Genomic DNA, 14,447 nt, shown 5'->3' with positions numbered 1-14,447 from the left:
ACGAGACTGAACGATGGAGCCCCCGATTGGATGTTGACGCGACTGACTCCCACTCCCCCCGCCAGGGCTCCCGTCCTGCCCACCATGGGCCTGATGCTCGTCCTTCCGATCACCGCCTCGGGCGGAAGCCTCGGGGAGCTCAAGGGCATGAGCCTGGAGGAACTGGCCGATCTCCAGGTCTCGATCGTCTCCAAGCGTCCGGAGCGGCTGGCCGACAGCGCGGCGGCGGTTTACGTGCTGACCGAGGAGGACATCCGCCGCAGCGGCTATACCAGCATCCCCGCGCTGTTGCGGCTGGTGCCGGGCTTCAGCGTGGCGCGCATGGACAGCGCCGAGTGGGCGATCACCGCGCGCGGCTTCAATGGCCGCTTCGCCAACAAGCTGCTGGTCATGATCGATGGTCGCAGCGTCTACACGCCGCTGTTTTCCGGGGTCTTCTGGGAGTCCTTCGACACCCTGCTGGAGGACATCGAGCGCATCGAGGTCATTCGCGGTCCGGGGGCCTCTTCCTGGGGCGCCAACGCGGTCAACGGCGTGGTCAACGTCATCACCAAGCACGCCGGGCGCACGGAAGGGACGCTCGTTTCCGGTTACGCGGGCGATCGCGAACGGGGTCTGGCGGGGCGTCAGGGCGGGGCGATCGGCGAGACCGGCTATCTCCGGCTCTATGCCAAGCATGAGGATCGCCTGCCCCAAAAAGGGTTGGCGGACGGCTCGGACAAGGACGATCTCTCCGGTGATCGTGTCGGGTTTCGTGGCGACTGGGATTTGACCCCCGCGGACAATCTCAGCCTCTGGGGCGATCTCTTCTCGGTCGATTCGCACGATCCCTGGATCGATGGGAGCGACCTGATGCTGCAATGGGAGCACGCGCGCGATTCGGGCGCGGGCGACACGCTACGGATCTCCCATGATCGTTTCGAGATGGAGACCGCGACCAGCACCGACGACGCCTCCATCCGGGAGGATCTGGACACCTTCGAGGTCGAGTATCGCCACCGCTTCGCCCCGGTGCGACGGCACGACCTGAACCTGGGCCTCGGTTATCGCTGGTATCGCAGTCTCATCGAGGGCTCGGAGGTTCGCGCCGCCGATCCCGCCGAGCGTTCCTTCGAGCTGTTCAGCGCCTTCGTCCAGGACGAGATCGCCCTGGTGCCGGATCGCTGGTACCTCACCCTGGGCACCAAGCTGGAACACAACGACTTCACCGGTTTCGAGATTCAGCCCAGCCTGCGCGCGCGCTGGAATCCGCGACCCGACTCCACGCTCTGGGCCGCGATCTCACGCGCCGCGCGCACCCCCTCGCGCGGCGAATACGACCTGGTCGGGGTGAGCACGGTCGTGGCGGCGAGCCCCGATACTCAGTGGATGCCGCTGATCGCGCGCTTCACGGGGGAGGATCGGATGAACAGCGAGCGCCTGATCGCCTACGAGCTTGGTTATCGTTGGCGGCCGGCACCGGTCCTGGGGATCGATCTGGCCCTGTTCCATAACGACTATGACCAGTTGCGAACGCTCGAATACTCGGATTTACGGCTGGAACTCGATCCCTCTCCGCGCTGGATCCTCTCGGTCACGCCGGACAATCTCCTGAAGGGACGGACCTATGGTCTCGATCTGGTGGTCGATTGGCGCCCCGGCGCGTCTTGGCGGCTCCAGGCCTGGTACTCGCTGATGGGGATGGATCTGAATCCGGTCTCGGGCAGCACCGATCCGGAGGGGGTGGCGCTCGCCGGACGCTATCCGCGACAGCAGGCCGGGCTGCGCGTCGGTGTCGATCCGCGCCATGACCTGGAGTTGGATCTCTATCTTCGCTTCGTCGACCAACTGCCGGATTTCGACGTGGACGCCTATGGGGAGCTGGATGCCCGACTGGCCTGGCGGCTGGACCCTCGCCTGACCCTGGCCCTGGTCGGGCGCAACCTGCTGTCCCCGTCCCATCTGGAATACGGCGTGGAGACGCTGGGGAGCACACCGCACGAGATCGCTCGGGAAATTCTGCTGCGGGTCGAATTCACATACTGACATCCAGGGATGGCGATTCATGGAACGAAAGAGACGCGGGCGAGTGTCCTGGCGGGCGAGGGAACCCAGGCGGCCTGGCCAGACGACCCGAGCCGCTCGCCTCCGGGGCTTGGCCTTCCTGGGCCTCTGGTTGAGTCTGCCCGGCGGCGCGATGGGCGCGGCGGAGACGTTCGCGGAGCTGGAGGTCCGGGCCGTCTATCTCTACAACTTCGCCGCCTTCGTCGAGTGGCCACCGACCGCCTTCGCCTCGTCCAGCAGCCCCATTCGCTATTGCGTGGCGGGCAATCGCGGGCTTCTCCTCAATCTGGAGCGGGTTCTGACGGCAGAGACGCTGGGTGGACGCACCCTGGAGCTGGTGGCGGTGGGGGAGGATCCAGCGCGCTGGGAGCCCTGTCATCTACTGTATGTCGATCATGGGTTCCAGCATCTGGTGCCGGCCATGTTCGAACAACTGAGCGGAAGGCCCGTGCTGACGGTCGGTGATTCCGAGACTTTCGCCAGCCGGGGTGGGATGATCGGTCTGGTTCGTCGAGGGGGCCGCTTGCGGACCTTCATCAATCGCGCGGCGCTCGCGCGTGTTGGCATTCGATTGAGCTCGAAGCTGCTGCGACTCTCAACCCTGATCCTCGACAAGGACGCGCCATCATCCCAATGACCGCTTTCCGGAACCCCCGACCGGCGTCGCTCCAGCCGCGGCCGGCGCGATCGTCTCAAGGAAGGCCAAGCCCCGGCGAGTCCGGGATGCTCATCGACGGTTTGGATTCCACGCCATGAACCTGCAACCACCCAATGCCATCAGCCGCAAGCCTCGGCGCATCCTCGTGGCGGCGGCCCTGGTGTCGCTCCTGTTGGTCATGCTGACCCTGCTCGCCCTGTGGTCGATCGCGTATCGCCACGCCCTGGTGAGTCATTTTTCGGTGCTGACCCAGGCGATCGGCAGGACCACCAGCCTGGCGCTGGAATTCGGTGACGAGAAGACCGCCGTCCGACTCCTGGAGGCGCTGCGGGCGGATCCGGATGTCAGGCGCGGCTGGCTGATGGACGCGGATGGTGCCTTGCTCGCCATCCATCCCGCCGAGTGGCCGGTTTCGGACGAGCCGTCCCGCGCGAGTCCGGGCGATCATCCCGACTGGATTCCGGCCTTGCTCAAGGACGGCGGAAGCCATCGCTTCACGGACCGGACGCTCCAGTACGCCGTGCCCATCCTCTCCGATGGCGAGCGGATCGGCTCGCTGGCGGTCGAGGCCGCGCTGGTCGGGTTCCACGCCGATCCGCGCTCGACTCCCTGGCTGTTGCTGGGGATCCTGGTGTCGGCCGCCACGCTGGCGCGTCTCCTGTCCGAGCCGCTCCAGCACCGTGTCGGCGCGCCCATGTCGCGGCTCCTGGCGGTCATGGAGCCGGTCACCAGCGAGCCGGATTACCGCCTCGGCGCGGCGCCGGGCGCGGAGGACGACATCGGCCGTCTGATCGCCGGGTTCAACGACATGCTGGGGCGTTTGGGAGGGCGCGACCAACGGCTGGTCCAGCCTCGACAAGGGCTCGGGGGCGAGGTCGCGGATCGCGACTGTCCGGCGGATCCAGCGGGACCGGCCGTTACGCCGGGCGACTGGCCCGAGACGCCGGGGATCGTGGGTCGGAGCGAGGCGCTGGAGCTCAGGGTTCTGGTCGCCGAGGACAATCCGGTGAACCGGGAGCTCGCGGAGGCCATGCTCCGGCAGTTGGGATGCCGGACCACGCTGGTGTGCGATGGGCGGGCGGCGATCGAGGCCAGCGCGCGCGAGCCCTTCGATCTGATCCTCATGGATTGCCAGATGCCGCGCCTCGATGGCTACGAGGCGACCCGCCGGATCCGCGCGCGCGATTCCGCGGCCACGGCCAGGCGTCTGCCCGTGATCGCCCTGACCGCTCACGCCATGACCGGGGATCGGGAGCGCTGCCTGGCCGCGGGCATGGACGACTATCTGGCCAAACCGATCTCCTTGTCCCAACTGCGCGAGACCCTGCGGCGCTGGTCGACCCCGGCCGGTCGTCGACCAGCCGGGGTCGAGGATCCGCCGAGCGAGCCGGCCGAGACACAGCCCCTGGCGCTGCCGGAGCGGGCCGATGGCGAGAGCCGCGAGGCCGTCGCCGGCCACGGGGGCTCGCTGGATCCCGTGGAGGTCTCAAGGCCTTTGGTCGTTCCGAGTGGCGGCCCTGGATCGGATGGAGCCCTCCCGGATCCCGACCGATCCGACGAGACCCGGCCGGTCGTGCCCGAGCGCAAACCCCTGATCCTCATCGTCGACGACGACAGGGTGATGCATCCGCTGGCTGATTCCAGCCTCGATCTCTTCGGTTTCGAGTGCGTCGGATGCCTGAGCGGTCAAGAGGCGCTGGAAGCCGTGCGCCAGAGGTCTCCGGATCTGGTGGTGCTGGATGTCATGATGCCCGGCATGGACGGTTTCGAGACCTGTCGGCGGCTGCGTGCCGAGCCGCAATTCGCCCTGATTCCAATCCTCATGGTCACCGGACTCGACGACATCGAATCCATCGAACGTGCCTATGAAGCCGGCGCGACCGATTTTCTCGCCAAGCCGCTCAACTGGTCACTGCTGGTCCACCGTATTCGCTATCTGCTGCGCGGCCACGCGACGCTCGCCGCCCTGCATCGCAGCGAGGCCCGGCAGGGCGCGCTGATTTCCGCGATCCCGGATGCCTTGCTGCGGGTCGATCGCCAGGGTCGCATCCTGCATTTCAAGCCGGGACGGGTGCTCCGGGGCCTCGGCGACAGGCCGGAGGCGAGCGTGACCGAGATCTCGCAACTGCTGCCGCCATCCATCTGCGCGGTGGTCAGGCAGGAGATCGCGGCCTCGCTCGAGGATCGTTCGATCCGGGAGATCGAGTTGGAACGCCCCGATGGCGATCAGGAAACCCTGGCGTTCGACGCGCGTTTCATCGCCATCGACGCCGATCAGGTCATCATCCTGCTTCGCGATATCAGCGAACGGCGTCGGCGCCAGCGGGTGATCCAGCATCTGGCCTATCGCGATGGGCTGACCGGTCTGGCCAACCGGCAACAGTTCAATCAGGATCTGGCCGAAGCGCTCAAGCGCGCCAGTCGTCGCGACGATCCCGTGGCGGTGCTGTTTCTCGACCTGGATCAGTTCAAGCGGATCAACGACTCATTGGGTCACGGCATTGGCGACGAACTGCTGCGGGGCGCGGCCGCGCGTCTCGAGGCCGCCGTGGACGAGGTCACGCGGGCCGAGAACATCCGCGAGGGCACGCTGTTCAAGACCGTCGCCCGACTGGGCGGGGACGAACTGACGGTGCTCCTGAGCGGCGAGGAGGCGGGCCGGATCGCCCGCCTGGTCGCCGAGCGGGTCATCCATCGGTTCCGCGAGCCCTTCGATATCGCGCCTCACAGCATCGTCTGCACCCTGTCCGTCGGCATCGCGCTCTGTCCGGAACATGGCGATAGCGCCGAGATCCTGCTCAAGCACGCCGATACGGCCATGTATGTCGCCAAGCTCAAGGGTCGCAACACCTACCGGGTGTTCACCCCCGCCATGGGCGAGGCCGCCTCGCGCAAGCTCGATATCGAGGCGCGCCTGCGCCGGGCGCTGGAGCGCGGCGAATTCGTCCTCGACTACCAGCCGATCGTCCATGTCGAGACCGGAGAGACCCTGTTCGTGGAGGCGCTGCTGCGCTGGCTGGATCCCGAGCGTGGATTGATCGGTCCGGATTCATTCATCCAGGTCGCGGAGGAATCGGGTCTGATCCTGCCGCTCGGCGCCTGGGTCATCGACGAGGTCGGACGCCAGCTTGGCCTCTGGTCGCGTCAGGGTCTGTCGCTCGGCGTATCCCTCAATCTGTCGGCGCGTCAGTTCAGTCAGTGGGGGTTGGTCGAGCATCTGCTGGACGTCGCGCGCGGGCTGCCGCCGCGCTCGATCCAACTGGAAATCACGGAGAGCCTGCTGCTCGATCAGGATGCCTACCTGATCGATACACTGGCCCGGCTGCGCGCCCAGGGGCTGCGGATCGCCATCGACGACTTCGGCACCGGCTATTCCTCGCTGGCCTATCTTCAGCACCTCCCTATCGATACCCTGAAAATCGACCGTAGCTTCGTCCATGCTATCGGCGGTGCTTCTCCGAGTGACACGGTGGTGAGGACCATCATCTCGCTGGCGAACGGGCTCGGGCTGGAGGTCGTGGCCGAGGGGGTGGAGACCGAGGAGCAGTATCGATTCCTGGTTCGCGAGGGATGTCTGGCGGTGCAGGGTTATCTGTTCGCGCGCCCGCTCGCCGCGGATCGGATCCAGACCTATTTGCTCCGGGGCCATCGCGTTCCGGGCGCCAAGGCCGTCTATTCGTCGGTCTCCGAAACGAGGGTCAACGCATGAAATCAACCGGATCCCAAGGCCCACGCGACTTCGAGCCGCACGAACGGCTCAAGGCCGACACCTGGCCGCTGGGTGCGTCCCAGGAGAGTCTGCTGCTCCTGATGAACAACGCCCTGGTTCCCTGGCTCATCCTGGTGCCCATGACGCGGGAGCTGGAACTACATCGTCTGGAACCGGAGCGGCGCCGTCGGATCCGCGACGAAATGGATCTGGTGTGCGATTTCCTGGAGCGCGAGTACCGGCCGCACAAACTTAACATCGCGACCCTCGGCAACCTGGTCCCCCAACTCCACATCCATCTGATCTGCCGCTATCGACAGGATGTTTACTGGCCCGCGCCCGTTTGGGGCCGTCAGGAGCGCCGCGACTACCAGACCGAGGAGGTCGAGCATCTGCTGGAGCGTGTGCGCCAGGAGCTTGGTCAGACCTTTGGATCCTGAGGTGGGGCGATGGGTCGGGCGGGTAGGCGCGGACGCCGATAGGATTTCGTGGGAGCGGCTTTTAGCCGCGATGAGCGCCGACGCGAGGTTTCTCGCGGCGGCAAGCCGCTCCCACGGGTGTGCCCATCGGCCACCCCGCGCGAACAGCACGGCTTTGTCCATTCCCGAAGGCTTTTGAGCTAGCATGAGCCCGCCGCTCAATTCGACGAGGATCTCAGATGTCACCCCAGGCCGTCCTGTTGGAACCCCAGGCGTCGCTGCCACGCGCGCTCTCCTGTCGCGATTCCCTGTCTCTCCCATTTCCCCGCCGCGCGTGCGCGTTTGTGCTGCTCGCGGGACTGGCGCTGGCGCTCTCGGGTTGCGAGCGGGCCGAGCAAGCCCCCGCGCGCGAGACCCCGCCGCCGGCCGTGGTGGCGGTCAAGGCCGAGGCGCGGACCATCGAGGAAGAGGCCAAGTTCGTCGGCCGGGTGGTCGCGCTGAATCGGGTCGAACTGCGGGCACGGGTGGAGGGCTTCCTCAAGGAGCGGCGCTTCACGGAGGGGCAGTCCGTTAAGGTTGGCGATGTACTCTTCGTCATCGAGCCCGACCAATATCAGTCGGTGGTCGATCAGCGCCAGGCCGATGTGGAAAAGGCCAAGGCCGATTACCAGAACGCGGACGCCCAGCTCAAGCGCGGCCAGGAGTTGCTGGTCCAGAAGAACATCGCCAAGGCCAAGGTCGATGAATTGCAGGCGGCGGCCTCGGTCGCCAAGGCCAGCATCGCCCAGGCGGAGGCGGCCCTCAAGGCGGCCGAACTGGATCTGGGCTACACCCGGATCATCGCCCCGGTCGCGGGCCGCATCGGGCTCGCGAGCCTGACGGTCGGCAACCTGGTCAGCCCGTCCTCCGGCGTCCTGGCGACCATCGTCAGCCGCGATCCCATCTATATCCAATTCCCGGTGACCCAGCGCGAGCTGCTCGCGGCGCGCAACCAGGTCAAGGCCAAGGGCGGCGACATCCATAAGGTCGCGGTGCGGGCGCGGCTCTCGGACGGTCAGTTCTATCCGCATGAGGGACACCTGGATTTCGTCGACGTGACGACCGATCGGGGAACCGATTCGGTGACCCTGCGTGCCGAGCTTCCGAACCCGGACGGCATCCTGGTGGATGGCCAGTACACCAGCCTGGTGGTGAGCAGCGGTGAGCCCGAGTCGGCGATCCTGATCCCGCAATCGGCGATGCAGGTCGATCAGCAGGGCGTCTTCGTGCTGGTCGTCGATGCCGAGAGCAAGGCCCGGATGCGCCGCATCCAGACCGGCCCGAGCAAGGGGGCGAATATCGTCGTGACCCAGGGGCTCGCGGAGGGCGAACTGGTCATCAGCGAGGGCATTCAGAAGGTCAAGCCGGGTCAGGCGGTCAAGGCCACGCCCGCCCCGGCGGTCGGCGGGGGCGCCGCGTCATGATCTCCGATATCTTCATCGACCGGCCCCGGCTCTCGATCGTCATCTCGGTCGTCATTACCCTGGCTGGTCTGATCGCCATCACCCAGATCCCGGTCGCCCAGTTCCCGGACATCGTCCCGCCCCAGGTCTCGGTGACCGCCGCCTATCCAGGCGCCAGCGCCGCCGTGGTCGAGTCGACCATCGCCCAGCCGATCGAGTCTAGGATCAACGGCGTCGACAAGATGCTTTACATGAAGTCGACCAGCGCCAACGACGGCAGCTATTCGCTCAACGTCACCTTCGCGCTGGGGACCGATCCCGACATCAACACGGTCAATGTCCAGAACCGCGCCAACCTGGCGATGGCCCAGCTCCCCGAGGAGGTCAAGCGTCAGGGGCTCACGGTCAAGAAGAAGTCCACCGCCATGCTCCAGGTGGTGGCCATCTCCTCGCCCAAGGGCGCCTATGACGCGCTCTTCCTGAGCAACTACGCGGCCATCAATGTCATCGACACCCTGGCGCGGGTGCCGGGCGTCGGCGAGGTCTCCCAGTTCGGGCCGCTCGACTACAGCATGCGTATCTGGCTGGATTCGGACCGACTCACGGCGCTCAATCTCACTCCATCGGATGTGATCGCCGCCATCCAGAGCCAGAACGTCCAGGCGGCGGTCGGGCGCATCGGCGCCCAGCCCATGACCCCGGATCAGCAGTTCCAGATCACCCTTCAGACCCAGGGCCGGCTGAGCGATGTAGCGGAGTTCGAGGACATCGTGGTGCGCGCCAACCCGGACGGCTCGACGGTGCTGGTGAGGGACGTCGGGCGGGTGGAACTGGGCGCCAAGCAGTCGGATTCGGTCAGCCGTCTCGACGGCCGGGACACCGCCGGCATGGCCATCTATCTGGCTCCGGGCGCCAACGCGGTGGCGGTCGGCGACGGCATCAAGGCGGCGATGGAAAAGCTCTCGGAGCGCTTTCCGGATGACATGGACTACACCATCGTCTACGACACCACGGATTTCGTGAAGGCGAGTCTGGAGAAGGTCGTCCATACCCTCTTCGAAGCCTTCGTCCTGGTCATCCTGGTGGTCTTCCTCTTTCTCGGCAGTTGGCGCGCGACCCTGATCCCCTTGATCGCCGTGCCCGTGGCCCTAGTCGGCACCTTCGCCTTCCTGCTCTCGATTGGCTTCTCGGCCAATACCATCTCGCTGCTCGCGGTGGTGCTCGCCATCGGTATCGTGGTCGATGACGCCATCGTGGTGGTTGAGAACGTCGAGCGGCTCATGGAAGAGGAGGGGCTGTCGCCGCGCGAGGCGTCGAAAAAGGCGATGGGCCAGATCACCGGACCCATCATCGCCATCACCCTGGTGCTGCTCTCGGTGTTCCTGCCGGTCGCCTTCATCCCCGGCATCACCGGGCAGTTGTTCCAGCAGTTCGCGGCCGTGGTCGCCTTCGCCATGCTGATCTCGGCGATCAACGCGCTCACCCTGTCGCCCGCGCTCTGCGCCATCCTGCTCAAGCCGACCCACCACAAACGCGGCCCCATGCGCTATGTGATGGGCGGCATCGATCGGGTGCGCGACGGCTATGCCGCCATCGTCCGGCGTCTGGTGCGCTTCTCGTTGCTGGTGCTGCTCCTGGTGGCCGGTGCCGGTGCCGCGACCGGCTGGCTGTTCCAGATCACCCCGACCGGCTTCCTCCCGGAAGAGGATCAGGGCGCCTTCATGGCCCAGATCCAGTTGCCCGAGGGCGCCTCGGTCAATCGCACTCTGGAGGTCGTCAAGCAGATCGAGCAGTTGGTCATGAAGGATCCGGCGATCGCCCATGTGCTCACGGTGCCCGGCTACAGCATCCTGGATGGCAGCATCCAGTCCAACAGCGCCATTCTCATCGGCCGGCTCAAGCCGTTCGAGGAACGCCCGACGCCGGATCTCAAGGTCAATGCCGTCATCCGGCGGGTCGCGGTCGAGACCGCCGGGATCCCGAGCGCGCGGGTCATGCCCTTCAACCTGCCGCCCATCATCGGCCTGGGAACCGGCGGCGGTTTCGAGTATCTGCTCGAGGATCTCCAGGGCCGTCCGCCCGAGGAACTGGCCGCCGTCATGCGCGCCATGGTGCTGGCCGCCAATCAGGATCCGGCGCTGGCGCGGGTCTTCTCGACCTGGGCGACCAACAACCCCCAGATCTATCTCGACTTCGACCGCGAGAAGGCGCAGACCCTGGGGGTCAAAATCAGCGATATCTTCACCGCGCTCCAGGCCACGCTGGGCGGTTACTACGTCAACGACTTCAATAAATTCGGGCGTGTCTGGCAGGTCAAGATCCAGGGCGAGGAGATGGATCGCGAGCAGTTCGAGGACGTCTACCGCATCCATGTACGCAACAGCGAGGGCGAGATGATCCCCATCCGCGCCCTCATGTCCCCGGAACTCATCCTCGGACCCCAGTTGCTCCAGCGCTACAACAACTATCGGGCCGTCACGCTCCAGGGCGGGCCGGCACCGGGGCGCAGCTCGGGCGACGCGCTGGTCGCGATGGAGGCCCTTTCCGCCAGTACCCTGCCGAGCGGCTACGGCTTCGAGTGGACCGGCACCGCCTTCCAGGAGAAGGAGGCCGGCGGCAAGACGCCTATCGTGCTCGGGCTGGCGGTGCTCTTCGCCTATCTCTTCCTGGTCGCCCTCTACGAGAGCTGGTCGATGCCGGCGGCGGTGCTGCTGTCGGTCACCATCGGCGTGCTCGGGGCCATGACGGCGCTGTTGATCGCCCAACTGCCCAACGACCTCTACGCCCAGGTCGGCATCGTGGTGTTGATCGGACTGGCGAGCAAGAACGCCATCCTCATCGTCGAGTTCGCCATGGCCGAACGCGCCGGAGGCAAGTCGATCCTAGAGGCCGCCACCAACGCCGCCCGGCTGCGTATCCGAGCGGTGCTCATGACCAGCTTCGCCTTCATCCTGGGTCTGGTTCCGCTCATCATCGCCAGCGGCGCGGGAGAGGCCAGTCAGCGCGGGGTCGGAACGGCCGTGTTTGGTGGGATGCTGGCGGCCTCGCTGATCGGGATCTTCCTGATCCCCATGCTCTATGTCGTCTTCCAGCGGTTGCGCGAGAAGTGGCATGGCCAACCCGCCGACCCGATCGCCACGGGACAGGCGGCTCAAGCCCCGGCGCGGTCCGGGGAATGAGCGTCCTGGTTCGGAGAGAAACATAGGGTAGTGCTCCACTCTCGGTGCTTAAGACACAAGCGGCGTAGGATGGGCAGAGCGCAGCGCTGCCCATCCTGTACGCTCCGAGGCTCAAGACCCAAGACTCTCCGAGTGTGAGCAGGAGAGCGACGGATTTCTGGCGGCCGGTTCGCATCAGCGACGGGAATCCGTCGTCGCCCGAGGATTCCAGTGATTAAATCATTGTTATAAAAGTTATTTTGAACTTGGCCTGGATTTGGCTTGGGAAGGGTACGATCAATATCCCAGGGGAATACCCGTGAATCGGAGCCACCAAGCCAATACCCCGCGTTTAACTCTCGTTCCCACGACCATGCCGACGCTCTGTCGGCAGGCACCCACACCCCTCCAACTCTTGCAGTCAATGATGAGTCCGCCGTGCCAGGATCATTCCTCCCATGAGCTGGACGAGTCCTCTTATACGGACCTCGCCACGGCCATGGAGATCGCTGATCGCGTGCACCGAGTCATCGCGACCTGCCAGGCGGCGGAGCCAACCCGAAGCGCCCACGGGAACGCCAGGCAGGCTGGTTGACACTTAGGGCGTGTCATCAATTCTCGTTGTGAGGGATGAGCCCGGAGACCAAGGATCCCTCCATCCCTGGAGCCGAATGCCGGGTTGTAGGGGCGAATTCATTCGCCCCTACAAGGATGTCGCGCGACATCCGCGTCGAGCGCGTCGATCCAACCTTGGAGCGGTGGCCGGGCGGACGATCCCACTACGAAGACAATTGATGACACGCCCTAGAGCAGGCGACTGACCTGTCCCGGCGGGCCGCTGAACGGGCGGCGACTTGAGCGATGCCTATACTGTGCGTAGAATGTGCATCTCGTCTATGCGCTCTCAGGAGAAACGCCATGGCCGTCATCTTCGCGGAGGTGCTCGAAGCGACGCGGGAACCTGGTACGTCGCGGTTCTCGGCATCGGGCGTCGCCGACATCCTCGGCCTGCAACAGCAGGATCTGGCCGAGCTGGCGGGGGTCCATCGCAACACCCTGCGCACCCACCCGGAATCGCCAAGACTGCAATCCGCACTGCGTGACCTGATGCGCCTGTTGTCGGCCGCCACGGCGGTACAGCCGGACCCGCAACGCGCCGTCTTCCTGGTCAAGAACGAGCCCATTCCAGCGTTTCGACACAAGACCCTGTTGCAGTTGGTACAGGAAGGCCGGACCGAGGATGCGATCGGCTATCTGGAGTCAATCGGCGCCGGCTTCGTCGGATGATCCTGGTCGACCTGCCCCCCGGCACCACGTTATTCCGGGCGCATACCCCACAGTGGGCCAGCCGGCCCACCAGCGGCGCCGGCGCCGCACTCCGAGGGGGGCGCTTCAACCGGGAAGGCGTGGAGGCGCTGTACCTATCGCTGGATGAGGTGACCGCCTTGCGCGAATATCAGCAGACCTCGCCCTTCCTCCACCCTGCACGATGTGCTCGTACACCGTGGCCCTGCATGATCTGGTCGACCTGCGCCAGCTCCACGACGGCGCCCCCTGGGACGATCTATGGCATGACTGGCGCGAGGACTGGCGTCACCTGAAGTTCGAGCGGCACATCGAGCCCCCAACCTGGGTTCTCGGCGACATGGTGCTGACCCATGGCTACACCGGCATCCTCTTTCCGAGCCAGGCGCACGAGGGTGGAACCAACGTCGTCGTTTACTCAGACCGGCTCAAGGATGGCAATTCAGTCACCGTCAACGATCCCGACGGGCGACTTCCCCAGGACATGTCCAGTTGGACGCGATGATCTCCCTCAGGTTGTCGGTTTCCAGCCCGCCATGAACGATGGGGACGTGCAGACACAACAGCGCGAGGTCCAACGTTTGCTGGGCCGCTGCCTGCCGCGCCTGTGGCAGTATGAGCGCCTGATGAAGGCTATCGTCACGTACCACGACATTTCGGGGCCGGCGCATGAGCTGGAGAACATCCGCGCGGCGCGCGTCGATGAGGCTTTCACCAAGACGCTTGGCACCCGGCGGGACGGTTGTTCGGATTGTGCGTCCTGGCCGAGGGGCCGACACCGCCGCCGATGACACGGCGAACGAGTCCGATGACGTGCGCGCCCGGGCGCGTCCAGCCAGGCGACCGTGGACTTCGCGTCCTGATGCCGAGGACGTGCGCGCCCGGGCGCGTCCCTGCCCCGCCCGAGGGGCGGGGTGGATGGGCCACGAACCGCGCCGATCTAGACCCGCAACACCAACCGCGCCGGATCCTCCAGCGCCTCCTTGATGGTGACCAGGAACTGCACCGCCTCGCGTCCGTCGATGAGGCGGTGGTCGTAGGTCAGGGCCAGATACATCATGGGGGCGGCGACGATCTGGCCGTTCTCGACGATCGGGCGCTCCTGGATCTTGTGCATGCCGAGAATGGCGCTCTGCGGCGGATTGAGGATCGGCGTGGAGAGCAGCGAGCCGAAGACCCCGCCGTTGGTGATGGAGAAGGTGCCGCCGGTGAGTTCCTCGTAGCTGAGCGTGCCGTCGTTGGCCTTGCGTCCGAAGTCGGCGATGCCCTGCTCGATGTCGGCCATGGCGAGCTGGTCGCAGTTGCGCAGGATCGGCACCACCAGCCCGCGCGGGGAGCTGACGGCGATGCCGATGTCGTAGTAGCCGTGGTAGAGGATGTCGGTGCCGTCGACCGTGGCGTTCACCACCGGGAAGCGTTGCAGGGCCTCGATGGCGGCCTTGACGAAGAAGGACATGAAACCGAGCCGCACGCCGTGGCGCTGCTCGAAGGCGTCCTTGTACTTGTCGCGCAAGGCCAGGATCGCCGTGAGATTGACCTCGTTGAAGGTGGTCAGCAGGGCGGCGTTCTGCTGGGCCTGGACCAGACGCTCGGCGATGCGCGCGCGCAGGCGGGTCATGGGCACGCGCTGCTCGGGGCGACCGGCCTCGCCGCTGAGGCTCGGGGCCGGTGGCGGGAGGGGAGGGGACGGGGCGATCGTCTCGGGATCGCTGG

Annotated in this window: 9 protein-coding genes and 1 pseudogene; 9 read left to right on the top strand and 1 reads right to left on the bottom strand. The window is 66.0% G+C overall.

The annotated features are described in order from the left end of the window. Positions 1 to 30 precede the first annotated feature (30 nt). The 9 genes and pseudogenes from CKO27_RS18095 (at position 31) to CKO27_RS18055 (ending at position 13,525) form a co-directional block, all read left to right on the top strand. Positions 31 to 2,025, top strand: coding sequence for a TonB-dependent receptor plug domain-containing protein (locus tag CKO27_RS18095; protein WP_200376325.1), 1,995 nt, complete (start codon positions 31 to 33; stop codon positions 2,023 to 2,025). A 19-nt stretch (positions 2,026 to 2,044) separates the two neighbouring features. Then, positions 2,045 to 2,680, top strand: coding sequence for a YfiR family protein (locus CKO27_RS18090; RefSeq protein ID WP_200376324.1), 636 nt, complete (start codon positions 2,045 to 2,047; stop codon positions 2,678 to 2,680). 115 nt (positions 2,681 to 2,795) lie between these two features. Then, a complete protein-coding gene (locus CKO27_RS18085; protein WP_200376323.1) occupies positions 2,796 to 6,410 on the top strand; it encodes an EAL domain-containing protein in 3,615 nt (1,204 codons plus the stop codon). Then, the gene (locus tag CKO27_RS18080; RefSeq protein WP_200376322.1) at positions 6,407 to 6,850 is read left to right on the top strand and encodes an HIT domain-containing protein; all 444 of its coding nucleotides are present in this window, start codon (positions 6,407 to 6,409) and stop codon (positions 6,848 to 6,850) included. The genes CKO27_RS18085 and CKO27_RS18080 overlap by 4 nt, the downstream gene beginning before the upstream one ends. 218 nt (positions 6,851 to 7,068) lie before the next feature. Next, on the top strand, positions 7,069 to 8,292 hold the full coding sequence (locus CKO27_RS18075) for an efflux RND transporter periplasmic adaptor subunit (protein WP_200376321.1): 1,224 nt from the start codon (positions 7,069 to 7,071) through the stop codon (positions 8,290 to 8,292). After that, positions 8,289 to 11,450 (top strand): efflux RND transporter permease subunit, encoded by a 3,162-nt coding sequence (locus CKO27_RS18070; protein ID WP_200376320.1) that lies wholly within the window; start codon positions 8,289 to 8,291, stop codon positions 11,448 to 11,450. The genes CKO27_RS18075 and CKO27_RS18070 overlap by 4 nt, the downstream gene beginning before the upstream one ends. Before the next feature lie 897 nt (positions 11,451 to 12,347). Next, positions 12,348 to 12,716 carry a DNA-binding protein gene (locus tag CKO27_RS18065; protein WP_200376319.1) on the top strand — a complete coding sequence of 123 codons (369 nt, stop codon included), beginning with the start codon at positions 12,348 to 12,350 and terminating at the stop codon, positions 12,714 to 12,716. Next, positions 12,713 to 13,239: pseudogene (locus CKO27_RS18060) on the top strand (RES family NAD+ phosphorylase). The gene CKO27_RS18065 and the pseudogene CKO27_RS18060 overlap by 4 nt, the downstream one beginning before the upstream one ends. Positions 13,240 to 13,285: 46 nt before the next feature. Beyond that, positions 13,286 to 13,525, top strand: a complete 240-nt coding sequence (locus CKO27_RS18055) for a hypothetical protein (protein ID WP_200376318.1) — start codon at positions 13,286 to 13,288, stop codon at positions 13,523 to 13,525. A gap of 149 nt (positions 13,526 to 13,674) precedes the next feature. Here CKO27_RS18055 and sucB read toward each other — a convergent pair. Beyond that, positions 13,675 to 14,447: dihydrolipoyllysine-residue succinyltransferase (gene sucB, locus CKO27_RS18050; RefSeq protein WP_200376317.1), on the bottom strand; the 773-nt coding region annotated here is incomplete at its 5' end.

The organism is Thiocystis violacea (assembly GCF_016583575.1).
Taxonomy (GTDB): domain Bacteria; phylum Pseudomonadota; class Gammaproteobacteria; order Chromatiales; family Chromatiaceae; genus Thiocystis; species Thiocystis violacea.
Note: the sequence above shows the minus strand (reverse complement) of the source record. Positions and strands in the feature narration are given on the sequence as shown.

Excerpts from the sequence above, each read along its gene's own strand:
- CKO27_RS18095 (WP_200376325.1), top strand. The coding sequence starts at position 31 with ATGTTGACGCGACTGACTCCCACTCCCCCCGCCAGGGCTCCCGTCCTG.
- CKO27_RS18090 (WP_200376324.1), top strand. The coding sequence starts at position 2,045 with ATGGAACGAAAGAGACGCGGGCGAGTGTCCTGGCGGGCGAGGGAACCC.
- CKO27_RS18085 (WP_200376323.1), top strand. The coding sequence starts at position 2,796 with ATGAACCTGCAACCACCCAATGCCATCAGCCGCAAGCCTCGGCGCATC.
- CKO27_RS18080 (WP_200376322.1), top strand. The coding sequence starts at position 6,407 with ATGAAATCAACCGGATCCCAAGGCCCACGCGACTTCGAGCCGCACGAA.
- CKO27_RS18075 (WP_200376321.1), top strand. The coding sequence starts at position 7,069 with ATGTCACCCCAGGCCGTCCTGTTGGAACCCCAGGCGTCGCTGCCACGC.
- CKO27_RS18070 (WP_200376320.1), top strand. The coding sequence starts at position 8,289 with ATGATCTCCGATATCTTCATCGACCGGCCCCGGCTCTCGATCGTCATC.
- CKO27_RS18065 (WP_200376319.1), top strand. The coding sequence starts at position 12,348 with ATGGCCGTCATCTTCGCGGAGGTGCTCGAAGCGACGCGGGAACCTGGT.